The organism is Streptomyces sp. NPDC045899 (assembly GCF_056431485.1).
On record NZ_JBWKKP010000010.1, the window covers coordinates 46,721 to 69,865 of the forward strand.

General features: G+C 70.1%; 21 protein-coding genes and 1 pseudogene. 9 read left to right on the top strand and 13 right to left on the bottom strand.

Features of this window, described 5'->3' with window-relative positions:
• Positions 1-63: 63 nt before the first annotated feature.
• Positions 64-2,130, bottom strand: coding sequence for a discoidin domain-containing protein (locus tag AC07FT_RS16780; RefSeq protein WP_479176825.1), 2,067 nt, complete (start codon positions 2,128-2,130; stop codon positions 64-66).
• A 289-nt stretch (positions 2,131-2,419) separates the two neighbouring features.
• Here AC07FT_RS16780 and AC07FT_RS16785 point away from each other — a divergent pair, with 289 nt between their 5' ends.
• On the top strand, positions 2,420-2,962 hold the full coding sequence (locus AC07FT_RS16785; RefSeq protein ID WP_479176826.1) for a class I SAM-dependent methyltransferase: 543 nt from the start codon (positions 2,420-2,422) through the stop codon (positions 2,960-2,962).
• Between the two features lie 26 nt (positions 2,963-2,988).
• Here the strand turns inward: AC07FT_RS16785 and AC07FT_RS16790 are convergent, their stop codons facing one another.
• Entirely contained in the window at positions 2,989-4,011 is a 1,023-nt protein-coding gene (locus AC07FT_RS16790; RefSeq protein WP_479176827.1) for a helix-turn-helix transcriptional regulator, read from the bottom strand.
• 93 nt (positions 4,012-4,104) lie between these two features.
• Between AC07FT_RS16790 and AC07FT_RS16795 the strand changes: the two genes are divergently transcribed.
• Positions 4,105-4,500 carry a VOC family protein gene (locus tag AC07FT_RS16795; protein ID WP_479176828.1) on the top strand — a complete coding sequence of 132 codons (396 nt, stop codon included), beginning with the start codon at positions 4,105-4,107 and terminating at the stop codon, positions 4,498-4,500.
• Positions 4,501-4,523: 23 nt separating this feature from the next.
• On the opposite strand, the gene AC07FT_RS16800 is transcribed toward AC07FT_RS16795, so the two are convergent.
• On the bottom strand, positions 4,524-5,567 hold the full coding sequence (locus tag AC07FT_RS16800; protein WP_479176829.1) for a saccharopine dehydrogenase family protein: 1,044 nt from the start codon (positions 5,565-5,567) through the stop codon (positions 4,524-4,526).
• 127 nt (positions 5,568-5,694) lie between these two features.
• Here AC07FT_RS16800 and AC07FT_RS16805 point away from each other — a divergent pair, with 127 nt between their 5' ends.
• The 6 genes from AC07FT_RS16805 (at position 5,695) to AC07FT_RS16830 (ending at position 10,681) form a co-directional block, all read left to right on the top strand.
• Positions 5,695-6,630, top strand: a complete 936-nt coding sequence (locus tag AC07FT_RS16805; RefSeq protein WP_479176830.1) for a helix-turn-helix domain-containing protein — start codon at positions 5,695-5,697, stop codon at positions 6,628-6,630.
• A gap of 425 nt (positions 6,631-7,055) precedes the next feature.
• Complete coding sequence (locus AC07FT_RS16810; RefSeq protein ID WP_479176831.1) at positions 7,056-7,427, top strand: hypothetical protein; 372 nt, start codon at positions 7,056-7,058, stop codon at positions 7,425-7,427.
• Between the two features lie 124 nt (positions 7,428-7,551).
• A complete protein-coding gene (locus AC07FT_RS16815; protein ID WP_478774040.1) occupies positions 7,552-8,028 on the top strand; it encodes a 6-pyruvoyl trahydropterin synthase family protein in 477 nt (158 codons plus the stop codon).
• A gap of 40 nt (positions 8,029-8,068) precedes the next feature.
• Positions 8,069-8,716, top strand: coding sequence for a GTP cyclohydrolase I FolE (gene folE / locus AC07FT_RS16820; protein ID WP_479176832.1), 648 nt, complete (start codon positions 8,069-8,071; stop codon positions 8,714-8,716).
• Between the two features lies 1 nt (position 8,717).
• The gene (locus AC07FT_RS16825) at positions 8,718-9,191 is read left to right on the top strand and encodes a nucleoside deaminase (protein ID WP_479176833.1); all 474 of its coding nucleotides are present in this window, start codon (positions 8,718-8,720) and stop codon (positions 9,189-9,191) included.
• An 89-nt stretch (positions 9,192-9,280) separates the two neighbouring features.
• Positions 9,281-10,681, top strand: coding sequence for an FAD-binding oxidoreductase (locus AC07FT_RS16830; protein WP_479176834.1), 1,401 nt, complete (start codon positions 9,281-9,283; stop codon positions 10,679-10,681).
• 36 nt (positions 10,682-10,717) lie between these two features.
• Here the strand turns inward: AC07FT_RS16830 and AC07FT_RS16835 are convergent, their stop codons facing one another.
• From AC07FT_RS16835 to AC07FT_RS16845, 3 genes and pseudogenes are all read right to left on the bottom strand, one after another.
• Positions 10,718-12,970, bottom strand: coding sequence for a DUF6571 family protein (locus AC07FT_RS16835; protein ID WP_479176835.1), 2,253 nt, complete (start codon positions 12,968-12,970; stop codon positions 10,718-10,720).
• Between the two features lie 3 nt (positions 12,971-12,973).
• On the bottom strand, positions 12,974-13,447 hold the full coding sequence (locus AC07FT_RS16840) for a hypothetical protein (RefSeq protein WP_479176836.1): 474 nt from the start codon (positions 13,445-13,447) through the stop codon (positions 12,974-12,976).
• A gap of 286 nt (positions 13,448-13,733) precedes the next feature.
• A pseudogene (locus AC07FT_RS16845) lies at positions 13,734-14,592 on the bottom strand (DUF6183 family protein).
• 228 nt (positions 14,593-14,820) lie between these two features.
• Here AC07FT_RS16845 and AC07FT_RS16850 point away from each other — a divergent pair.
• On the top strand, positions 14,821-15,447 hold the full coding sequence (locus AC07FT_RS16850) for a phosphatase PAP2 family protein (RefSeq protein ID WP_479176837.1): 627 nt from the start codon (positions 14,821-14,823) through the stop codon (positions 15,445-15,447).
• A gap of 19 nt (positions 15,448-15,466) precedes the next feature.
• Here the strand turns inward: AC07FT_RS16850 and AC07FT_RS16855 are convergent, their stop codons facing one another.
• From AC07FT_RS16855 to AC07FT_RS16885, 7 genes are read right to left on the bottom strand one after another with little or no spacing between them, the layout of a single operon-like run.
• Positions 15,467-16,831, bottom strand: coding sequence for a glutamate-1-semialdehyde 2,1-aminomutase (locus AC07FT_RS16855; protein ID WP_479176991.1), 1,365 nt, complete (start codon positions 16,829-16,831; stop codon positions 15,467-15,469).
• A gap of 7 nt (positions 16,832-16,838) precedes the next feature.
• Positions 16,839-17,390: a dTDP-4-dehydrorhamnose 3,5-epimerase gene (rfbC, locus tag AC07FT_RS16860; RefSeq protein ID WP_471198215.1), complete on the bottom strand. Its 552-nt coding sequence runs from the start codon at positions 17,388-17,390 to the stop codon at positions 16,839-16,841.
• Positions 17,387-18,613: a polysaccharide pyruvyl transferase family protein gene (locus AC07FT_RS16865; RefSeq protein WP_479176838.1), complete on the bottom strand. Its 1,227-nt coding sequence runs from the start codon at positions 18,611-18,613 to the stop codon at positions 17,387-17,389. Before AC07FT_RS16865 ends, rfbC begins: the two co-directional genes overlap by 4 nt.
• Positions 18,610-19,557: a glycosyltransferase family 2 protein gene (locus AC07FT_RS16870; protein ID WP_479176839.1), complete on the bottom strand. Its 948-nt coding sequence runs from the start codon at positions 19,555-19,557 to the stop codon at positions 18,610-18,612. Before AC07FT_RS16870 ends, AC07FT_RS16865 begins: the two co-directional genes overlap by 4 nt.
• On the bottom strand, positions 19,554-20,852 hold the full coding sequence (locus AC07FT_RS16875; protein ID WP_479176840.1) for a hypothetical protein: 1,299 nt from the start codon (positions 20,850-20,852) through the stop codon (positions 19,554-19,556). The genes AC07FT_RS16870 and AC07FT_RS16875 overlap by 4 nt, the downstream gene beginning before the upstream one ends.
• On the bottom strand, positions 20,849-22,132 hold the full coding sequence (locus AC07FT_RS16880) for a DUF4910 domain-containing protein (RefSeq protein WP_479176841.1): 1,284 nt from the start codon (positions 22,130-22,132) through the stop codon (positions 20,849-20,851). The genes AC07FT_RS16875 and AC07FT_RS16880 overlap by 4 nt, the downstream gene beginning before the upstream one ends.
• Positions 22,120-23,145, bottom strand: coding sequence for an NAD-dependent epimerase/dehydratase family protein (locus tag AC07FT_RS16885; RefSeq protein ID WP_479176842.1), 1,026 nt, complete (start codon positions 23,143-23,145; stop codon positions 22,120-22,122). The genes AC07FT_RS16880 and AC07FT_RS16885 overlap by 13 nt, the downstream gene beginning before the upstream one ends.

Below are 23,145 nucleotides of genomic sequence, written 5' to 3' on the forward strand. Positions count from 1 at the left end.
GCGCAGCGGGAATCGTGGAACGCTCCACCGGGGCCGGGCCCTGGACACCGCCTCGTCAATGCCTCAGCCGGCGTAGACGCCGACCTCGCGAAGCGAGTAGCCCCACTGGGTGCCGCGCTCCAGTCCCTTGACGCGTACGTAGCGGGCCTGAGCTCCGGCGAAGCGGGCCGTGTCCAGGCCGCCGTCGCCGGAAGCCGTGGACCACACCGACTTCCAGTTCGTGCCGTCCTCCGACACCTCGACGCGGTACGACTTCGCGTACGCCCGCTCCCAGTCGAGGGTGACGCGCTCGACCCGCTGCGCGGATCCGAGATCGATCCGCAGCCACTGGTCGTCGCTCCACTCGCTGGCCCAGCGGGTGCCCGTGTCGCCGTCCACCGCCTTCCGGGGCTTGAAGCTGACAACCGGGTTCCACCACTCCGACGAGGACGCCGTCGCGGCCGCGCCCGCGGCGAGGTTCTTCCCCGCCTGGTACTTCTCGGAGCTCCCCCAGGTGCGGAGGTAGGACTCGGCTCCCGAGAAGAGGTCGTCGACGACCCCCTGGCCGCCGACGATCCGGATGTCCTCGATCCAGTCCGGGACCAAGCCGTAGTGCGCGCCGCCGGCGGTGTTGAAGTCCCATGTGCGTTCGCCGGTGGTCTGCTTGTCGATCACCGAACCGCCGTCCGTGCTGCGGAAGGGGTACTTCACCGGGTTCGGGGTGTCCCCGCCCCGTGGAGCCGGCCAGCCTCCGACACCGTTCATGTCGGTGCCGTAGCCGTAGCCGACGTTGTACTTCTCGCGCAGCGCGTCCGTGCGCTTGGCCTCCGCGCTGAAGGCCTCGGAGCCGCTCATGTACTGGGCGGCGAACCCGCCGAGCTTGTAGAGGCGTTCGGTCCAGCCCAGGTCCATCCAGCTGTGCGAGGAGATGGCGCCGGGGTACGACTCGGATTCGAGGATGTCGAAGGCCTGGTCGGCGGCCTTGACGCTCATATGATCAAGCTCCAGCATCATGTTGCGCTTCATCATGCCGCGCACCGCGTACGCGCCCAGGTCGGTCAGCCCGCGGGTGTTGCACTGCGCGCCCGAGGCGTACGAGGGGACGGCCACGCCCTTCGGGAGCCGCTTCTCCGCCTCCGGCGCCGCCGCGTTGCCGATGGGGTTGTCGTGCTGCGGGCCGCGGCAGGTCTCCGTCTTCCAGAACGTGCCGGTCGACAGGAACTGGCCCACGTTGATGGCCGTCCCGAGCGTGCCGGAGTCGAAGCGCACCCCGCACAGTGCGTTGTCGAACTTGTGGCACAGGAACATGCTGCTGACGCCCAGTTCCTTCAGCTCGTCCAGGCCCCGGTCGATGTCCCCCTCGCTGCACTGCGCGACGTCCAGGATCTGCTTGCAGCCGAACGGCTCCGAGGTCTCGACGCCCAGGACGACGGCCAGCTTGCCCTGCTCGATGACCTTTCGGGCCTGCGCGCTGTTCGTGACGATCCGGAACCAGCCCTTGCCCGGGCCGCCGTACATCGTGTCGACGAAGGCCTGCATGTCGTACGTCTTCTTGGCCTCAAGACGGATGGCGGTCATCTCATCACAGCCGCGGTCCTTGAAGAAGTAGACCGAGCAGATCACGCCGTTGGTCACCAGGTCATTGACCAGCACCCGCTGGCCGCCGCGCCATGCCCGCTCGATCCAGGCGTAGTAGTTCTGCTGGTGGGTCAGCGAGTCGTGGGCGGGCCAGTCCTTGAAGGTGGGCCACCCGTTGGGGTCGTGCTTGCCGTCGCCGCCCTTGGTGATCATGTCGAAGATGGCGAGCGAGCCGTCGGGGTAGTGCTCGGGGCAGTCCTTGAGCGCGTCGGCGACGCCCTGTTCCGAGAACGCCTCGCCGCAGATCAGCCGGCCGCCGAAGCCCTCGTTGGACATGATGTGGTCGTGGGCGTCGACGAAACCCCTGACGCGGCCCTGGGCGTCGGTGCCCTTGAAGGGCTCGCCCGTGACGTTGATCTGTGAGTCGGGTGCGGGCCTCGCGGACGGATCCCACCAGTTGGACTCCGCCGCGGAGCTGGGCACCGGACCGAGCACCAGGGCGGTCACAGCGAGAAGCAGCGACACGACCGCGAGCGACCTGAGTCCGCGGCGCAGAGGTTGAACGATGACCATCGCGTCAGTCCTTAAATGTGAGCGGTGCTCATATTCCGCTCTACGTTAGGGACGCGAGCCCGCAACGCCAACCCCCTGGAGGGGTTCACGTTCGGCGGTTCACGCGTCCTTGACCGCGGTTTGGCGGGAGTTCGTCCGCGCCGAGCCGGTCGGACACCCGTGACGGGTTCACTCGGTCACCGCATCATGTCGGCGACGCACGCGCTGCTTCCTCGGGCGGGACGGGAGCGGCCAGTGGCGTACGACGCCGGGGCGTCGTGCGCACCCCTGCGTATGACACGCTGGCCGCATGACGTGGAACGGTGACGAGTACCAGTCGCGGTTCGACCGCATCGCCGCCGAGGGTGGGGACATCCACGGTGAAGCCGCGCTGGTCCGCTCCTTCGGGCCCAGCACGGTCCTCGACGCGGGGTGCGGCACCGGGCGGGTGGCCATTGAGCTGGCCCGTCACGGGATCGAGGTGGTGGGCGTGGACACCGACGGGTCGATGCTCGCCACCGCCCGGCGGCTGGCGCCGGAGATCCGCTGGTACCAGCGGGATCTGATCGACCTCGATCTGGGGTTGTCGTTCGATGTCGTCGTGCTGGCCGGCAATGTCCCCCTGTTCACCCCGCCGGGAACGGAGCCGGCCCTGGTGGCCGGGGCGGCGGCCCATGTGCGTCCGGGCGGCCGTCTCGTCGCGGGTTTCGCCCTGGACCGCGGTTACACACTGGACGACCACGACGCGCACTGCCGTGCGGCGGGACTCACCCTGGAGGCCCGGTACGCGACGTGGTCCCGCGATCCTTACACCGACGGGAAGTACGCCGTTTCCGTGCACCGGAAGCCCTGAGTGCCCGATGCCACGGCTGTGGCATCTCAGAGGACGGGGCCTCCCTCCTGGTTGCCGCGCGCGCGGGCGCTGGCCGCGAGGCGGTCGGCGAGTGCGATGACGAGGTCGCGCAGTTCGTCGGGGCGCTCGATGACGAACGGCCGGTCGAGGGAAGCGAGGAGCGGGGGCAGCCAGTCGAGTCGCTCCGCCCGTAGTTCGACGCACCGCCAGCGCTCGGCCGCGGGGTCCTCGTCCGCCACGGACCCGGGCTCCGCCATGTTCGCGACGCCGGCGGGAAGCCGGGCGCGGATCTGCTCGACCGTTCCGTGGATCCGCAAGGTCACCTCGTGCCGGTAGGCCGCGGTGGCGAATCCGGACAGGACACGGTGCGCCGGGTCCACTCCGGCGGGCGCCTCGAACGACCCGGGAAGGGCCCTGGCGTCCGTGACGCGGTCGAGCCGGAAGGTGCGGTCCTCGTCCTCCCCGATCCCGGGATCCGCACCGGTGACGTACCACCGGCCCGCGTGGGCCACGAGCCCGTACGGGTGCAGGGTGCGGTCGCTGCGCCGGCCATCGCGGTCGGTGTACCTGATCGAGACCGGTCGGCGGTGACGCACCGCATCGGCGACGGTGAGCAGGACCCCGGCGTCAGGGGTGGCGAACTCGCCGGACGGTGCGGTGAAGGCGAGGGATTCCAGGACCGTGGCGAGCCGGCGGGCCAGGCGCTCGGGCAGCACCCGCCGGATCTTGGCCGCCGCCGTCTCGCTCGCGGTCGCTGTCGTCGTCATCAACCCCGTTCGGCGGCCGGCGACCAGCCCGAGCAGTACGGCGAGCGCCTCGTCGTCGCTGAGCATGAGCGGAGGTACGCGGTAGCCGGGGGCGAGGCGGTAGCCGCCGTAGCGGCCGCGCACCGCCTCGACGGGTACGTCGAGGTCGATCAGCTGGTCCACGTACCGCCGCACGGTGCGTCCGTCCACGCCGAGCCGGTCGGCGAGTTCGGCCATCGTCCGGGTGCCGCCCGACTGCAGCAGTTCCAGGAGCGTGAGCACGCGGCCGGTGGGTCGGGACATGTACCGAGGCTAGCGTGAATACTGGACGGACTCTGTCCAGTATGTGTTCTAGCGTCCGAGGTGCAAGGGCTCCACGACTCCAGGGAGAACACCATGGACTTCGTCTCGATCCGGGTCATCACCGGTGACGTCGCACGCCTCGTCGCGTTCTACGAGAAGGCCACCGGGGTACCGGCGACCTGGGCCACCGAGGACTTCGCCGAACTCAGCACGCCCGGTGCCACCCTCGCCATCGCGAGCACACGTACCGTCCCTCTGTTCGCGCCGGGCTCCTCCCGCCCGGCCGACAACCACAGCGTGATCATCGAGTTCCTGGTCGATGACGTGGACCGTGTGTACGAGAACCTGACCGGCGTCGTGTCCGACTTCGTCAACGAGCCGACCACGATGCCCTGGGGCAACCGGTCGCTGCTCTTCCGCGACCCTGACGGCAACCTCGTCAACTTCTTCACCCCGGTCACTCCGGCGGCCGCCGAGAAGTTCGCATAGGCACGCTGCCGCAGCGGGTGGGGTCAGGCGTTCTGCTGCTGCGGGTGCAGATCGAGGGCGATGTGCGGAGCGAGCGCGTGAAGGAAGTCGGGGGCATCGAAGATCTCGCCCGCGGAGACGACTCCGACGGCCTTGGTGCGGCCGGTCAGGACGCGCTCGAGGGCCTCGGTGACGAGGGGTGCGGTGACGGCGTAGATGTCCTGGCCGGCGGCCGTGGCCCGGCGTTCGGCTCCACCGGAGCGCACGACCACGTCGACGAGGAAGGTCTGGTCGGAGCGTCCGCTCTCATCGGCGGCGGTCGGGGCCGGTGTGTGGGGAGCGGCGATGTCGCGGACCGCCTCGACGCTCATGTAGGTGGTCACCTCAGGGATGGACAGGTGCTGGGGAACGGTGACGACGTCCGCCATCGTGAACTCCCCGATCACCTGCCGGGGTCCCATCGGTTCCGGGAAGGTCCACTCCAGGGTGGGCGCGGCGTCGGTGCGGTGCTCCCACCGTCCGCCGGTGTAGCGCAGGCGGTGGTCTCCGCGCCGCTCGCGGGAGACCGCGCCCGAGAGCCGGGTGCCGGCGGTGGGGTGCCAGCTGCTGAGCCCGTAGGCGATATGGGCCTCATCGGCCTCGGTCCACTCGCCCATCGCCGCGGTGGCCAGCAGGTCGCCGAGGCCGCCGAAGAAGGCCATGGCCGGGACGATCAACGCTCCGGCCTCCCGGGCCCGCTCGCGGTAGTGGGCGAAGGTGTCGAGGTTGGCCTCGAGCTCGGCTGCCACGTCCAGGTAGGGGATCCCCGCGCGGAGCGCGGCCTCGATGACGGGGCCGGTGGTCGAGGCGAAGGGGCCGGCGCAGTTGATGACCGCCGCCGTGCCCGCCAGGGCCCGGTCCAGCGAAGCCGGGTCCTCGGCCGACGCCACCCGGGCCTTCAGCCGGTGCTCGCGGGCCAGTTCCTCCAAGGGCCGCGCGTTGCGCCCGGACAGCACCGGGACGAACCCACGTGCGACAAGCTCCGCCACCACGAACCGTCCGGTGTGACCGTACGCGCCGAACACCGCCACCAGCTGACCTGACCCCATGAGACTCTCCTGTGCACTCGAACGCCCGCCGCGCTGTCGAATCGCCGCGGTCTGACACTCACATCCTGTCCGCGCGGCGGCACCCCGCACGAGTGTCGGAAACGACATGGCACGTACAGTTTCGGACATGGCTGCTGTCGCCCTGGCCGTCACCGACGGCATGCTCCACTACGAACTGTCCGTGGCCGTCGAGATCTTCGGATCCGACCTGACCCACATCGTGGATCCCTGGTACGACTTCACCCTCTGCGGAAGCGGTCCGGTGCACGCCGGCCGTTTCCGTCTCGAACCCGACCACGGACTCGACCACCTCGCGCACGCGGACACGGTGATCGTCCCCGGCTGGGCCGACACCGACCGCGAACCGCCCGCCGAGCTGGTCGAGGCGGTACGTGCCGCCCACGAGGCCGGCGCCCGCGTGGCCTCCCTGTGCACAGGTGCCTTCGTGCTGGGGGCGGCGGGACTGCTGGACGGCAGGCGGGCCACCACACACTGGGCGCACACCCAGGAGCTGGCCCGGCGCCATCCGGCGGCCACCGTCGATCCGGACGTCCTCTACGTCGACAACGGCGACGTCCTCACCTCCGCGGGCAAGGCCGCCGCCATGGACCTGTGCCTGCATCTGGTCCGCCTCGACCACGGCTCGGCCGACGCCAACAAGATCGCCCGCCGTCTGGTCATCCCACCCCACCGCGACGGCGGCCAGGCCCAGTTCATCGCGACCCCGCTCCCCGCCCCCGGCAACCACCCGCTGGACGAGCTCTTCCCCTGGGCACTGGAGCGGCTGGACCAACCGCTCACCGTGGAGGATCTGGCCCGCCGGGCCCGTATGAGCTCCCGCCACCTCGGCCGCCACTTCAAGCACCTCACCGGCACCACACCACTGCAATGGCTCCACGCCCAGCGCATCCGCCGCGCCCAGGAACTCCTGGAGACCACCAACGCCACCGTGGACACCGTCGCCGCCGCCACCGGCATGGGCACCGCCACCACCCTGCGCCGCCACTTCCACCGCAGCGTCGGCGTCCCGCCCGACGCCTACCGCCGCACCTTCCGCCCCTGAGGAGTGCCCTCAGGAGTGGTCCGCAAGGCTCCCCAAGGCCCCACCGGAGAGGGGGCCTTCTGCTTCCGGTGGCGGTAAATCCTAGAAAGAACCCCACTGTTCAAGCACCCGTCACGCGTGCCACCGACGCCCCGTAAGACGCTGTCCGGAGTGTCCGTGGTGGCGGGCCGGCCATGTGGCATGACGATGCGGAATCCCGCGACTCCGCAGGTCACGGCGGCGACGCAGGTTCGGATCGCGGTGGATATGGGGCGTCATCACGCTGCGGGACGCCGTCGTGTGTACCTGATGAGCCGCGCCGGGTCACTGGGGCGAAAGGTGAACCGATGGGAATCAGTCACCATCATCCAGTTCGGCTCGCAGCTCGATGGCGAGGAATCGACCCTTCCGCGACACACGTCGCACGGCTGATTGGGGAATTGGCGATGACCGATGCACTGCCGGATCGCGCCGTGAGGTCGTCGGTGTGGGTGGAGGAACGTCTGCCCGGCTACCACCGCTACCCGGCCGCACCGCCCGCGCGCTCCCATCTCGCCAGCCGGCATCGGCATGTCTTCCGTGTGCGCGCGGACGTCCTGGTCCGTCATGACGACCGTGACATCGAGTTCATGGATCTGGCGGAGCAGTTGCGGCAGTGGTGGGGCCCCGGGGAGCGGGAGTTGGACTCGGCGTCATGCGAGGCCGTGGCGCGGGAGCTCGGCAACCACCTGATCGGCAAGGGACTCCCCGTGCTGGAGACCGCTGTGGCGGTGGTCGACGAGGGCGGAGCCAGGGTCACCTGGAGCGTCGCCGACTGAGTCGCGGTGCCCGCGCGACGGGTCGAGTACCGGTGGGCTCCCGTCGGCGTCGGTCCCGGCGCACCGTGCGCACCCCCACCACATCGCGGCCTCGCCGGCCGACTGACACCGTACGGAGGTGCGTATGACGCACTCGGTAACCGTTCGCCACAACTTCGAGACAGCTCACCGACTGCCCCATCTCGGCGGGAAGTGCACGAACCTCCACGGTCATTCCTGGTGGTGCGAGGTCACGGTATCCGCACCGCGGACCGACCGCGGCACCGTGGCCGAGTTCGGCGACTTCAAAGCCGGGATCAGGACGTGGATCGACACATGGCTCGATCACGGCACCATGCTGGGTGCCACCGACCCCCTCGTCGGCGCACTCGGCGAGGAGAAGTGCAAGATCTTCCGGTTCGGAGCGCAGGACGATCCCACCGATGCCGAGAAGCTGGCGGCGGATCTGACGGCTCCCACCGTGGAGAACGTCGCCGAGCTGGTGTTCCGCGTGGCTCGGGCAACCCTGGAATCGATCTCCCATGCCAGCGGTGCGTCGATCACCCAGGTCAAGGTGTCCGAAACACACGTCAACGCCGCGTCCTACCGACCCGTTCCGTAGCACGCGGCATGGACTTCGCATTCCATCCGAGGAGGGCACGATGACATCAGTCGCCAACGACCCAGTGGTGCAGCTGGGTGCGGAGAGCGGGCTGTCGAACGGTTTCGACCACGGGAACCGGCAGATCGAGACACTCGTACATCAGCTGATCGGCTTGATCGGCGAGGATGTGGAAAGGGAGGGTCTGCGAAAGACTCCTGAACGGGTGCGCAAGGCGATGCGGTTCCTCACGGAGGGGTACGGCATCAAGGTTTCCGACGTCATCGGGGACGCGATATTCGAGGAGGACACCCACAACCTGGTGGTCGTCCGCGACATCGAGTTCTACTCGCAGTGCGAGCACCACATGCTGCCGTTCTTCGGCCGCGCCCACATCGCCTACCTCCCGACCGGAAGGGTCGTCGGGCTCTCCAAGCTCCCGCGGCTGGTCGACATGTTCGCCCATCGCCTCCAGGTCCAGGAGCGCCTCACCGAACAGATCGCGGACGCGCTCGACGTGGCCCTCGCCCCGGCCGGTGTCGGAGTCGTCGTGGTCGCATCCCATATGTGCATGATGATGCGGGGCGTGGAGAAGCAGTGCGCGTCGACCTACACCTCCTCCTTCCGCGGGCTGCTGGAGACCGGCCCCGCACGCTCGGAATTCCTGCAACTGGTCGCTCCGGCCGGCGCACGATATGAGCGGAGTTGAGATGTCGTATTCCGATGAGGACACCAGGCTCATGCGCGTCGCACTCGAGCAGGCACGCGGCGCCATCCGGGCCGGCCAGCTGCCGTTCGGGGCCTGCGTCGTCGTGGCGGGTCAGGTCATCTCCGCCGCGCACAACACGGTGTTCGCCGATCAGGACGTCACACGGCACGCCGAAGTCAACGCGCTGCGGGAAGCCTGTCGAGCGCTCGACCGGATCGACCTGACCGGCGCGACGGTCTTCACCTCCTGTGAACCGTGCCCGATGTGCCTGGCGGCGTGTTTCTGGGCCGGTGTGTCCCGGATCGTGTACGCGGCACGGGTGGCCGACGCCCACGCCTGCGGCATCCGCCAATTGGCCAACGCTCCCGACCATCTGACCGCACTCGCCGAAGCCGGGATCGACATCATCGGCGACGTGCTGCGGGACGAGGGACGGGCTGTCTTCGCCGAACTGGAGACGGTTCCCATCTGCTGAGGTCCGGACCGGGCAGGAACGGTGACAGACACAAGAACATCACGCGCATGCTGACATGCTGAGGAGATCCCGTGCGCTATGAGCAGCATATGAGCAGCACACTCCTTCCCACAGGCAGCCGCGGCCGGGAACTGCGGTGCGGCGAGGCGGACTACGAGACCGCACGGCGTGACGCGGTGTGGAATGCCCGGAAGCCCGACCGCGGCCCGGACCTCATCGTGCAGGCCGCATCGGAGCAGGACGTCATCGCCGCGATGGACTACGCCCGCGGCCGGGGGATGAAGGTCGCGGTCCGGGCAGGTGGCCACAGCTTGTGGGGCTCGGCCTTGCGGGAGGGCGGGTTGCTCATCGACCTCTCACGGATGCGTGAGGTCTCGATCGACCCGCGACAGCGCACGGCCACCCTGGAGCCCGGCGTCACCGCGCTGGACCTTGCCACGGCGCTGGCCGAGCACGGGCTGGCCTTTCCCGTGGGGCACTGCGCCACCGTGGCCCTCAGTGGGTATCTGCTCGCCGGCGGGCTGGGATGGAATCTCGGCACCTGGGGCCCCGCCTGTGCCAGTCTGGAGTCACTGGAACTCATCACCGCCCAGGGTGAGTCGGTCACTGCCGACGCCCGCCGCCACACCGATCTGTTCTGGGCGGCCCGGGGGTCGGGAACCGGCTTCTTCGGTGTCGCGACGCGGTTCACGGTGCGGCTGTATCCCGCACCACCGGCCATCCGGACCAGCTCCATGGTCCATCCGCTGACAGCGGCCCCGGCTGTGGGTACCTGGCTCGACCGGGTCGCACCGGCCCTCCCGGACTCGGTGGAGCTGCGGGTGCTGATACGCGCGAACGCCCCTGCCACCGGCTCCCTCGGCGGCACCGGCGGCCTGGAGGTCGGCGCCATCGCGTTCGGCGACTCGGCCGGCGAGGCCGACCACTCACTCCACCAGGTCTTCCATCAGCTGATGTCCGAGACCGGGGCGGCCAGGGCCCCCGACACGACGACCACACTGCCCGGACTGCTCGAGGCGAGTCCGCCACTCCTGCCGGAAGGCCGACGCTACAGCGGAGACGCGCTGTGGTCCGACGCACCCGTACGGGATCTCCTCCACCACCTCGCCCGGGCGGCAGCCGACGCACCATCCGATGAGTCGGTCATCCTCGTCTGCCCCTCGCCACCGCCCCTCCGTGGCGGTCGCCTGCCCGACGCCGCCTTCTCGATGACCGGGAAGACACTCGTCCTGCCGTATGCGATCTGGGCCGACGAGACCGCCGACCAGCGGAACCGGGAGTGGCTGAGCGCCCTCACCACCAGCCTCGGACCACTCGTCCACGGCCACTACGTGGGTGAGGCGGATCTCGCTCACGACCCGTCGCGCAGCGTCCGCTCCTTCGCGCCGGCGAACTGGGAGAGGCTCCGGGCCCTCCGCGCCGTACACGACCCGCGGGGCATCTTCCACTCGTTCCCCGGATCGGACGGGCAGCCCCGGCCACAGGGGTGAAACAGCCCTGTGGCCGGAGGCCGGCCGAGTGTGCCGTCACCCGCCGGGGCGACCCAGGTTGATCAATGCCTGCTCCCGTCCGTCACCGTACGTGCCCTGCCCCTGGTGCTGGATCACTCCGATCTCGGGGGCGGGTCTGCCCGATTCGATGCCGGGGTCGCCTCCTTGGGCTTCCACCCACTTCACGACGAGCGCGTCCATCTGTTTGTGGCCGGTGTTGAAGGTCTTGGCCGCCTCTTCTCCTCCGACCCTGCTCGCGTCCGCGATGGCTTCCTTGGTCCAGTCGTACATACCGAAGTCCAGGATGCGGCCGGTGATGTCGATGCCCGGGGCGACGAACGCGGCGGCCTTCGGGTGCACGAAGTCCACCGCCGCGTTCGCGGTGGTGACGTGGTGGTTGACGTCTCGTGCCCATTGGATCGCGGCATCCTTCCTGTCCAGGGCCAGGTCCGTCATCACACCGTCGTAATGGCCCCAGACGTTGCCGACCGCCATGATGGCGTTGTTCCGCCGGTCGATGTCCTCGGTGCCGCCGTTGATGGGGTTCTCGACCAGTCTGTCGGCCGAGTACTGCCGCTCGGCGTTGTACATGTCCGCGAACGCCGCCGGATCGTCGGCCACGCCGCGCATCAACGTGTCGAGGACCTGCGAGTCCAGGGCGACCCGGACGTTCCCCCGCTCGTCCTTGAAGACCCCCGAAGCGAGGTGCTTCTCGTTCTCGTAGGCGGGATTCGCCTGGGTGAGGATCTCGTGCGTGTCCGGGGTGTAGTCGGTCAGGATGTGGCCCATCGGCGACCTGAGGTTCGGGGACATCCTGGTATCGAGATGCGTGGCGGCGTATTGCATCACGCGCGCCTCGGCCTCCGAATGGCCGCCCAGCGGATGCTTCGTCCCGGGCACCTCACCGGTGGCCGCCGCCTCCAGCGCCTGGCCGAAACCGATCTTGTTGGTCACCTCGGCGAGGTCCTTGTTGTCGACGGGCGGTCCGTAACCGCCGTTGAGAAGGTAACCGGGCCAGTCCCGGTCCTCGAGCAGGTACTGGAGGCGGTCGCCGCCCTTCGGATCGAGATAGGTGGTGGAGGCCTCGGGGTCCTTGCTCATCATTCCCAGTACGCCGTCCAGGGGGTCGTACTCGACGCCCTTCTGCCCGGGCTTGCCGTTCCACTGATCCCACAGCCCACGGCCCTTCTCGGCCTTCTCGGTTTCCATGATGTCGTCGCCGAGGGTCTGGAGGAAGGAGCTGTCGTACGTCCCTCCTTTCTTCATCAGGGTGACGAACTCCTGATAGCCGTGGACACGCTCGGTGTTGCTGCCGAAGTTCGCCGTGCCGACCTTTTTGAGACCGGCGAGGAACTCCTTGTTGAATCTGCCGTCGGGGCTGTTGAGCCAGTCCTGATAACGCCTGGAGGTCACCGGGAGCTTTTCGATGTCCTCGGGGACATCGGTGGCGGTGGCGATGGTGGTGCTGACCGTCTTCTCCAGCCAGTCACCGTCCTTGCCCATCCCACGCAGCTCATGGCCGAGCTTGAGGATGTTCTCGGCGCTCAGGCCCTGGACGAACGTCCGGCTGAAGACCTTGTCGTCCTTGTTGCCGTCGAGGAGCGTACGCAGTTCCCTCTTCTCCTCGTCGCCGAGGTCGTGGCCGTGGGCGACCTTCTCGGCCAGTTCCTCGGCGCGCCGGGCCTCGTACTTCTCCGGGTCGCCCGAGGCGTGGGAATTGAACCCGCCGGCGACACCCTTGCCGTCGATGTCCTTGGTGACGCGCTCCAGGGCGGTGCGGTAGCCGAAGTCGGCCTTGTCGATCTCCTTGACCTGGTCCATGAGCAGATCGGTCCGGTACTGCTCGCTCGCGGCGATGCCTTCTGGATCGTTCTTGTACGCACGCAGTTCCTGCGGCGTCATGTCCTGGAAGTGCTTGGTGTCGTAGTCGGTGGTGACCTGGCCCGTCACGGAGTCGACCTGGTAGCCGTCCGTACGCGCCTGCTCGACCAGATCCTTCAGCGCGGACTTGAGCCGGGTCAGCTCGGTATGGGCCTCGGAGAGCTGCTCGGCGACGGCATGGGCCTCCTTCATGGCCCCCCACAGCTCGTGCGCCGTGATACCACCGCTCCTGGCCGCGGCGTTGTAGCCCTGGCCGACCCAGCTCCCGTTGTCGAGGGCACCTCGCACATGGGTGTCGTAGTTCGTCTTGAGGGTCTTGAACTTGTCTCCCATCGCCTTCCACTCCTCGGAGGCGGTCTGGAGTGTGGACAAGTCCGTGGTCATCACGTCCTGAAAGGTCAGGGCCATGGGTCACTCCGAGGTGGGCGAGGGATTGGGCAGCAGCAGAGGGCCGTTGGGGTCGGTGGAGGGATCGGACGGCGGCTTGGGAGCAGCGATCAAGGACGGTGTGTCCCTGGTGACACCGTTGCCCGGCTCTCCCAGCGGAATGAGGCCGTTGAACTGCGAGCCATGGAACTGATCGATGTCGATGTAGAACGTGTTCGCGGCACGCAGCGCTCCCATCTCCCCGTTGAGGCGGGCCAGCAGGTTGTTCACCTGCTGTCCCCAGTGCCCCATCGCAGCGTTGAGACCGCCCTTGATCTCCCACCGGGCGAGCTCGCCCGGTCCACCCCACACGACGGTGTCCACCCGACCGGCCGGTGACAGACCGGTGACGGATTGCGTAGCGCCCCCGGCGTGCTGCCCCGCCTTGACCGCGTCCGGAAGCAGGTCCGTTTCCAGGTACGCGGCGGCCTTCTTCTTACCGGTGGCGGAGGTGGCCATGTATTCACCCCCTGTGAAAGGGGCGCCCCCGCTGCTATGGCTGTTCAGCTGCGTCTTTGTCCGCGCTGCCGCTGCGGATTTGTGTTGAGCCCACTCTTCGTCGAACGACATGGCGCACTCCCCCTGAGTGAATCAAGTCATGTGCTGTGCACTTACGTTCATCCCCGGAGGGGGACCATACAGCGAAGCCGAGCCGAATTCGATCAGGCTCATTGGCCTTTCGAGCGGCGACCTCACGGAGACGCAGCGGTTGGCGCGGGCGGCCTTCCCCCAGGGACGGGACGGTTCAGCCGGTGTCCGTCGCGGCGAGTACGGCGATACGGCGGCCGTCGGGGGAGAGGGCCACGATGCCGTAGTCGCTCAGATCGTTGTGGAACCATTCGGTGCCGGCCTCGAAGCGGTACCAGCTACAGGCCCGGGCCAGCTCTTCGACTTCGGCAGCGCTTGCCTCGGGGAACTCGGCCCCGCAGAGCCCCGAGAGGGAGAGCCACGCGTGGAAACGCCCCCAGGCGCCGTGGACGCCCGGGCGACCGAGTGCGCCGGTGGAGGCGCTCATGAACAACATCAGCCAGATGGACTCGAGTGCTCCGGGGTGACGGGCTCGTCCAGAACGAAGACCCGTGCTTCATGGTCGACCCAGAAGACCCGTGCTTCATGGTCGACCCATTGGCCCTCTTTGGCCGGCCGGGCGATCAGGCCGCCCAGATGCGCGGGCGTGGCCTCCCGGACGCGGTGCGCCACGCCGGCCCGACGTACCGCTGCCACATCGACAGACTTTGGCGATGTCATCGACGGGGGGAACCCGGAGGCGCCTCCTTGATAGCTACGGCTCGGGAACCACCTCGGGTCCAGCCTCTCCATCTCCGAGAGCCGGGCAGGCAACCAGGTGAGGCCGCTCCTGTAGAGCGTGTGGTGGTCGGGGCGCCGGATGGGTCCGGGGACCAGTGCGTCGGGGTATGCCCCGCGCAGGAGCACTCGTGCAAGAGGCAGGCCTGTAGCTGGTGGTGCTTGTCGCCGTCCGGGTGGTGGAGGACGTACAGCGCGTCATCGAGGGACTGCGCCTCCGCGATCAGTGACGCGAGCAGGCGGTCGTCGCTCGCACGCGAATACCGGACCTGATGGCTCAGGGTCAGAAGTCGTTCCATGAACGGTCGCCCCGGAGTGAGCGCCAGGGCTCGCTGTATGAAAGTGAGGTCGCGATTCCCACCGAACGGCGGCCTGCCGCGACCGCTCGTTGGCTAGGGTGGCGGGCAGCCTGGAGCAGGGGAACAGGAAGGCGCTGATGCATGGCTGCCCACCGGTCGGCTGAGAAGCCGCACCCTCATCCGGAACACCAACGGCCGACCGGAGGCGGCGGGCGGTCGGCGTCCGCTGTGCTGCCCCCCGCGCCGCGCGCGTGGCTCGGGCTGATCGCGGCCCTCGCCGCGCTGGTGGTCGTCGTGCTCGGGGTGCTGTTCGCCGGGCGCAGCGAGCCCGGCACGGTGGACCGGTGGATCGTCGAGCCGACGGCGGACAGTGTGCGCGGGCCGTGGCGGAACGTCGCGCTGGCCATGGACTTCTGGGGGGAGCCCGCCGGAGCGGCGATGTTGGTCGTGACCGCCGTGGCGGGCTGTCTGCTGCTGCGGCGCCCTCGCGCGGCGGTGCTCACCGCCGGCGGCGCCGGGATGGCCGTGGGGGCGGCCACACTGCTCAAACACCTGGTGGGGCGCACCATCCACGGCGATGACAACCTGTCCTACCCGAGCGGGCACACCGCCTTCCTCACGGCGCTCGCCCTCGTGGTGGCGCTGCTCGCGGCCGGCCGGTTCGGCCTCGGCAGGGCGACCGGCACATCACTGGTGCTCGCCGCCGCGCTGGTGGCCGGTGCCGCGATGGGATGGGCGCAGGTCGCCCTGGGGGCGCACTACCCGACCGACGTCCTCGGCGGCTGGTGCACCGCGCTGGCGGTGGTACCGGCGACCGCGTGGCTGGTCGACCGGATCGCCGACGACGGCCGGTGAGAAGGCCGCTGACGTCACCTCAGGCCCGGCGCCGGAACACCGGCTTAACGGGGCGTCCGCCCACCCAGGGAGTGGGATCGGCGGCGTCCAGCGCCTTCCGGTACACCGCACACGCCTGGGCCACCACATCGACGGTGTGATCGATGTCGGCGTCGTCGAGCGCGCTGCTCACCACGAACGACGGGGCCAGCACCCCGCCCGCGAGGAGTTGTCGCAGGAACAGGGTGCGGTACTGCTGTGACGGCCGCCGGTTCTCGTCGAGGGTCGCGAAGACCAGGTTGCTGGCCCGGCCCCGGACGACGATGTGGTCGCCGACGCCCATACTGGCCGCGGCGTCGCGGACACCGGTGGCCAGCCGTTCGCCGAGAGTGTGCAGCCGCGCGGTGACACCCTCCTCGACATAGGCGGTCTGCACGGCCATCGCGGCGGCCAGCGAGTGCGTCTCCGCGCCGTGTGTGGTGGACAGCAGGAACACCCGGTCGCCGGAGTGGCGCAGTCCGCCCCGCTCCATCAGGGCGCGGCGCCCGGCCAGCGCGGAGACGGCGAATCCGTTGCCCAGCGCCTTGCCGAACGTGGAGAGGTCGGGGACGACGCCGTACAGGCCCTGGGCGCCCGCCTCGGACCAGCGGAAGCCGGTGATCATCTCATCGAAGATCAGTACGCAGCCGTGCCGGTCGGCCAGCTCGCGCAGGCCCGTGAGGTACCCGGGAGTGGGGTCTCCCCTGCTCGAACGGAGTTGAGAGCTTGGGGCAGGCTCGGTGTGGGTGGCGGGTTCGAGGATCAGGCAGGCGATCTCCCCGGCGTACCGGGTGAGCAGTTCCTCCGTTGCGGTCAGGTCCCCGTAGGGGAACGTCACGGTGAGTTCGCCGGTCGCCGCCGGAATGCCCGCGGACATCGGTGTGGTGCCGATGAACCAGTCGTCTACGGAGAAGAACGGATGGTCGGCGCAGAGGGCCACCCGCGGGCGCCCGGTGGCGGCGCGGGCGAGACGCACCGCGGCGGTGGTGGCGTCGGAGCCGTTCTTCGCGAACTTCACCATCTCGGCGGTCGGCACCGTGGCCAGGAAGCGCTCCGCGGCTTCGACCTCCATGACGGACGGCCGGACGAAGTTGCTGCCGCGGTCGAGTTCCCGCCGCACCGCCTCGGTCACGCGTGGGTGGGCGTGGCCGAGACTGACCGACCGCAGGCCGGAGCCGTACTCGATGTAGCGGTTGCCGTCGATGTCCCACACATGGGCACCGCGGCCGTGGCTGATGACGGGGGCGAGGTTCTCCGGGTACTGGTCGTCGCCCTTGGCGTAGGTGTGCGCGCCCCCGGGGATCAGGGCGTGCAGCCGCTCGTTGGCCGCCCTCGACCGGGGCAGCCCGAACTCTTCGGTTTCCACGCTCACTTCAGCTCTCTTTCTGCTTCAGGGCCTCGGCGAGGCGAGGGGCCTCCCGGTCCCGCTGTGACATCGAGACGGCCGGCAACGGCCACGCGATGGCGAGTTCCGGGTCGTCGAAGGCGATCGTCACGTCCTCGGCCGGATCGTGCGGACGGTCGATCCGGTACGAGGTGTCGGCGGTGTCGGTCAGCGCCTGGAAGCCGTGTGCGCAGCCCGCCGGGATGTACAGGGTCTGCTGTGTCTCACCGGACAGTTCGAAGGTCGCGACATTGCGGTACGTCGCTGAGTCCGGCCGCAGATCGACGACGACGTCGAAGATCTGTCCGTACGAGCAGCGCACCAGCTTGGCCTCACCCGCGCCGGAGCGCAGATGCAGACCGCGCAGCACGCCCCGGACCGAGCGCGACACGCTGTCCTGGACGAAGGCGTCCGGGTCCAGGCCCACCGAGCGGATCACGTCGGCGTCGAAGGTGCGGCAGAAGAAGCCGCGTTCGTCGGCGTACGGCGTCGGTTCGAACAGGTACGCGCCGGAGATCTCGGGGACCGCGGTCGCTTTCATGATGTCTCCTGCCGGGCGGGTGCCTGTGCGTGGGTGGCCTTCGGGAACAGTGCCTCGGTCAAGGCGGTGAAGTGGTGCTCGAGTTGGCGCGCGACGGCCTGGTTCCGCTCGGTGAGGGTCCGCCGCAGCTCGGCCGATCGCTGCTCCAGCGCCCTGAATTGCTCCAGCAGCCGGTCGGCGTCGACCTCGCGAGCCGGGTGGCAGTAGGTGTCCAGCCCCATCCGGGCCATGACCGCGTCGCTCTTCGCCGCGTAGGTGAGGGCGAGCGTCGGTGTGCCCGTCTTCAGGGCACAGATCAGGTTGTGGTACCGGGTCGCCACCACGGTGTCCGCTGCCGCCATCTCCTTCATCAGCTCGGCCAGCGAGGCCGCCTCGGCGGCGGTGACCAGCGGCGAGTCCACCGCGTCGAGGATCGCGGCGACGACCGGCGCATCGCACGCGTCACCGGTGAGCAGCCGGACCGGCCGTCCCTCCTCGGTCAGCGCGCGGACGAACCGGATCGTGCCGTCGAGATAGCGGCGGTGGATCTCCTCGGCACGGGCGCGGTCGTCGTTGCCGCCGTGGAAGTCCATGACACCGACGCACACCAGGCCCGGCGGGCCCGAGCGCGCCCCCGCCGGTGGCGTCGGCAGGGCGAACGCGAGGTCCGGGTGGACCTCGTCGCGCGTGGTGTCCACGCCCATCTCCCGCATCGCGTCACGGGACAGGGTGTCCCGGTACGACCGGTACGCGGCCAGCCGTGCGGACCGGCGCACCAGGGCCCGGGTCGCCCGGTCGCGGATCGCGGCGGCACCGACACCGACCAGGGCGACCTTCGTGCCGAACAGCCGGCCGGACGCGCAGAGCAGGAACAGCGCGTACGGAAAGCCCCACGGCCGCAGCGGCAGCGTGGCCTCCAGGACACCCATGCCCGGCACGATCACCACATCGTGCTTGCGCACCCAGGCGGCGGTGCGGACCGCGTCGACCAGCTTGCCCAGTCCCTTCCCCGCGATGGAGCCCGCACGGAACGCGGTCCGGTACTCCCCGCGGTACCAGTGCAGCCGTGTCGCGGGGATCCCGTACCGGGCCGCCACCACCTCGGGTCCGCCGCAGAGCGCGTCCACGACCGCGTCCGGGTGCTCGGCGCGCAGATACCCGAGCACGGCTTCCAGCGATCCGTCGTTGCCGAGGTTGCCGGAGCCGAGCAGGCCGAACACCCCGACGCGTACGGGGGGTCTCATGTCCGCCGCCCCTCGCGTCCCGCGACGAGGTCGTCGACGGAGACGGTGAGCTTGGCCGGGTCGACCGGGGCGCGGTCCTCGACCCGCTCGCCGGCGCCCGGCCGGACCCGGCTCGTCATCCACTCGCCCAGGTGGCGGAAGCACGCGCGCCGGTCGGCCGGGGACAACGGCGCTCGCCGGATCGCCGAGACGAAGCCCAGGACGTACTCGGCGAGCAGCCGGGGCGTCGGATGCAGCGCGCCCGCCCGGCGCGGGTCCAGATTGACGCACCGGGAACGCTTGCCCGGGTTCGCCCGCTCGGCGCGGGTGGGGTGGTCGCGGCGGAAGTACAGCAGCTCCGGCACCTGATGGAAGGGCCCCTGGAGGACGAGCTGGGCGACGAACGTGCGGTCCGCGTGGTGGTAGCTGTCGTGCGGCCGCACCCGGCGCAGCATGTCGGCACGCATCACCCCGTAGAAGTCGTCGCCACCGGGCTCGAACAGGAAACTGCGGAAGCGCTCCGCGGCGTCGGGCGAGGCGGTGGCGAGCCCGTACGCGTAGGGGACCTTCACCTGTCCTTCGCCGTCGATGACCGCCTGGTCGGAGTGGGCGAGAACGACGTCCGGCCGTTCGTCCAGCGCCTCCACACAGCGGCGCAGCAGGTCCCGGGCGTACAGGTCGTCGTGCGAGGCCCACTTGAACAACTCGCCGCGGCACCGGGTGAACACGTGGTTGTGGTTCGGCGCGGCGCCGATGTTCCGGGGCAGCCGGAGATACCGGACGCGCGAGTCCTGCGCGAGGTACATGCGGCAGATCTCCTCGGTCCCGTCGGTCGAGGCGTTGTCGGAGATGACCAGCTCGAAGTCCTCGTAGGTCTGCCCGAGGAGGGCGTCGAGCGACTCGGCGAGGTACTCCTCGCCGTTGTACACGGGCAGGCCGATGCTCAGCCTGGGTCGGGCGGTCATGGCGTCCTCACTTCGGGAATGGAGTCCTGGTGGTGCTCGCGCAGGGCGGAGCGCAGCTGGAGCCACCACACGGCGGAGGCGGCGAGGGTCGCGGTGGCGACGCCCCAGGCCGAGCCGACCGTGCCGGCCAGGGCCGCACCGCCGAGCCCGCCCGCCACGTAGCAGGTGGACGCGAACAGCTGGCAGCGCAGGCTGCGCCGGGCCGCGGCGAGCGCGCGCAGCCCGGCCGCCGCGCCGGTGCCGAGGCCGGCGCCCGCGACACCGAGGGTGACCGGCATGATGAGCTGTGCGGCGGAGTGCCAGACGTCGCCGAGCACGAGCTCGCCGAGCCGGTCCGGCATCAGCAGCAGCGCCCCGCCCCAGCACAGCGCGGCGACGGCCTGCCCGCCTCCCAGCAGGAGGCAGAACCTGCCCAGGCGGTCCGGGGCCTGCCGCAGCACCCGTGCCGCCTCCGCGACGGTGACCAGCGACAGGCCCATCAGCACGGCGAGGAACGGGCCGAGCAGCAGCTCGGCGCCCCGGACCGCACCCACCGCGCCGACCCCGGCGATCGCGCCGAGCCCGTACGCACGCAGCTGGCTCGCGCCGCTGAGGCTGACGTTCTCGACGAGGTACCGGTAGCCGAGGTCGCGCTGCTCGCGGAGCCATGCGCGGGCCTGGGCCGTGCGGGGCGGGATGCCGGACTGGACGTAGCCGCACCCCGCGGCCACCGTGGCGGACGCGCCCCAGGCGAGCACGAAGGCGGCCACGCTGCCCACCCGGGCCGCCACCACCATGGCCGGGACGAGCGCGACGCCCCACACGAGGTCGTTGACGAACGCCTTCTTCCCGGTGCCCGCGGCGAAGAACGCGTACCGCCAGGCGTCCTGGAGCAGCAGCCCCGGCAGCATGACGCCGAGACAGGCGAACGCGGGCCCCACCTGGCCGCCGAGAGCGAGGCCGGCCACCAGACACCCCGCACCGATCGCGGCACCGACACCGAGCGCGGTGCCCGAGGACCGGGCCACCGCCCCGCGCCAGGCCGTGTCCGACACGCCGCTGAACCGCACCACGAGCGGGTCGGTGGCCAGGCCCCGGGAGACGTTGAGCACGACGCCGTAGGTCACCCAGGCGAGGCTGAACACGCCGAACGCGGTCACCCCCAGCGAGCGGGCCACGTAGATCCCCACCGCGAAGTTGCTGATGCTGGAGGCCGCCTGGTCGGCCAGGCCCCAGGACAGCCGGCCGGCGAAGGCCCGCCGGGTGGACCCCGCCGGTGCCGTCGCCTTCTCCTCCTCGGTGGTCATCCGCGTCATGCCTTGATCAGACCGGCGCCGCGCAGGGCGTCGGCCGCGGCGGCGACGGTGTCGAACGGCAGCCCGGACCGCTCGGCGACGTCCAGCAGACCGTGCTCGCCGTCGGAGAGGCTGAGCACCCAGAGCATGGCCATCTGGGCCTGCTTCGCGTCACTGCGGCCGCCGAGCGAGTCGTACAACCCGCGCCGCCCCAGCTGTGGTTCGCCGTAGGGGCTGAGATTGATGTACCGCCGGTTGCGGTCGAGCACCGCGAACGCCTCGCGGCAGACGGCGAGCGTGTCCGCCATCGCCTCCGGGGAGACGAAGTCCGGGTTGTCCGCCGAGGTGTGGTACTCGGGGTACCCGGCGTACGGGGTCCGGCTGAGCGAGCCCACTCCGAGGTCGAACCCGGGGGAGCAGTACTGCCGCTCGTCGTAGCCGTACGGGGTGAACTCGTCGACCCGGTACGGGCGTTCGGACGCGGCGAGCACATACCGCATCACCCGGTCGATCTCCGCGTCGCCGCGCCTGCTCTGCTTGTACGTCAGCGAGCCCGAGTCGCCGGCGCAGGCCAGCACCAGCCCGTGCTTGACCCGGTCCACCCGCTCGGCGTTGCGGGCCAGCCAGGTGATCGCCCCGATGGTGCCGGGCGCGTAGATGAACCGGTAGGTGTGGTACGGCGTCTCCCGCGCCAGCTCCCGGGCCAGGAACGTCGCCACCGCGATACCGGCCAGGTTGTCGTTGGCCAGCGACGGGTGGCAGACATGGCAGGAGACGATCACCTCGTCGGGGACCCGGCCGGGTATCACATGCTCGGCGTAGGTGAGGTGGCCATCGGCGAGCGTGGAGTCGATCCGCACCTCGTACTCGCCGTCCGGCAGCGCGTCCAGGGTCTCCTGGGCCAGGCAGAACCCCCACTCCGGTGTGTAGTAGCTGGTGCGGTACGGCACCAGCGACGGCTGGTCCGGAAGGGTGTGCAGATGTGCGCGCAGCTCGGTCAGCGGCATGGTCCGCGCCACCGGCACGCTGTAGCCGAGCACATGCAGGCTGGACGCGGCGAAGTCGACGACCCGGTGGCCGGTGGAGTCGGCGATGTACGCGTCCCGGATGTTCCACTCCTGCGGGACCGTCCAGTCGAGCACCTGGGTCCCGGTCGGCACCTCGTGCATCCGCAGCGGGACATACTCGCCGACGATCTCCAGGGTGGCGCGCACCCCGTCGCCGGTGATGCTCCGGCAGAGCGGGTACAGCCGCTCCACCAGTGCGTGCATCTCCTCGCCGACCGCCGTCACCGGCGCCACCGCAGGGTGTCGTCGACGGCGCCGGTCCCGGACGCCGCGCGCAGCACGGCCAGCCGGGTGAAGCGTTGCTCGAAGTCCTCCCGCGTCAGCCCGAACTTCCGGTAGGCGTCGGCGAGTTCGAGCGCGCCCCGCTTCACCGTCCACTCGCAGTCGAACCCGGGTATCGCGGCGCGGAACCGGGAGAAGTCCACCCGGTACGAGCGCGGATCGGCACCGGTCTCCCCGGTGATCACCACCTTCGCGCCGGACACCGCCGCGGCGACCTGCCCGGCGATCTCGGCGACCGTGACGTTGTTGGTCTCGCTGCCGATGTTGAACGCCCGGTCGTGGACGGCTTCCCGCGGAGCGGTCAGCGCGGCCGTGAAGGCCCGGGCGATATCGGCGGCGTGCACCAGCGGACGCCAGGGGGTGCCGTCGGAGAGCACCAGCACCTCGCCCGACAGCAGCGCGTGGCCCACCAGGTTGTTCAGCACGATGTCCGCGCGCAGCCTGGGGGAGTGGCCGAAGGCGGTGGCGTTGCGCATGTACACCGGGGTGAAGTCACCGTCGGCCAGTGCGTGCAGATCGTCCTCCACCCGCACCTTGGACTCCGCGTACGGCGTCACCGGGCGCAGCGGGGCGTCCTCGGCCACCAGGTCGTCGCCGCCGGCGGCGCCGTACACCGAGCAGGTCGACGCGTACAGGAAGCGCCGCACCCCGGTGTCGCGGGCGAGCCGGGCCAGCCGTACGGACGCCCGGTGGTTGATGTCGTAGGTGAGCTCCGGGGCCAGCGATCCCAGCGGGTCGTTGGAGAGCGCGGCCAGGTGGATCACGGCGTCCACCCCGGCCACGTGGTCGGCCGTGACATCACGCAGGTCAACCCGGTGCCCGGAGGGGTCCGCGGGTGCGGGGCCGAGCACGCAGTCGGCGAACAGACCGGCGTCGAGACCGACGACCTCGTGTCCGGCGGCGCTGAGGACCGGGGCCATCACGGTGCCCAGATAGCCCTGGTGTCCGGTGAGCAGTACGCGCAA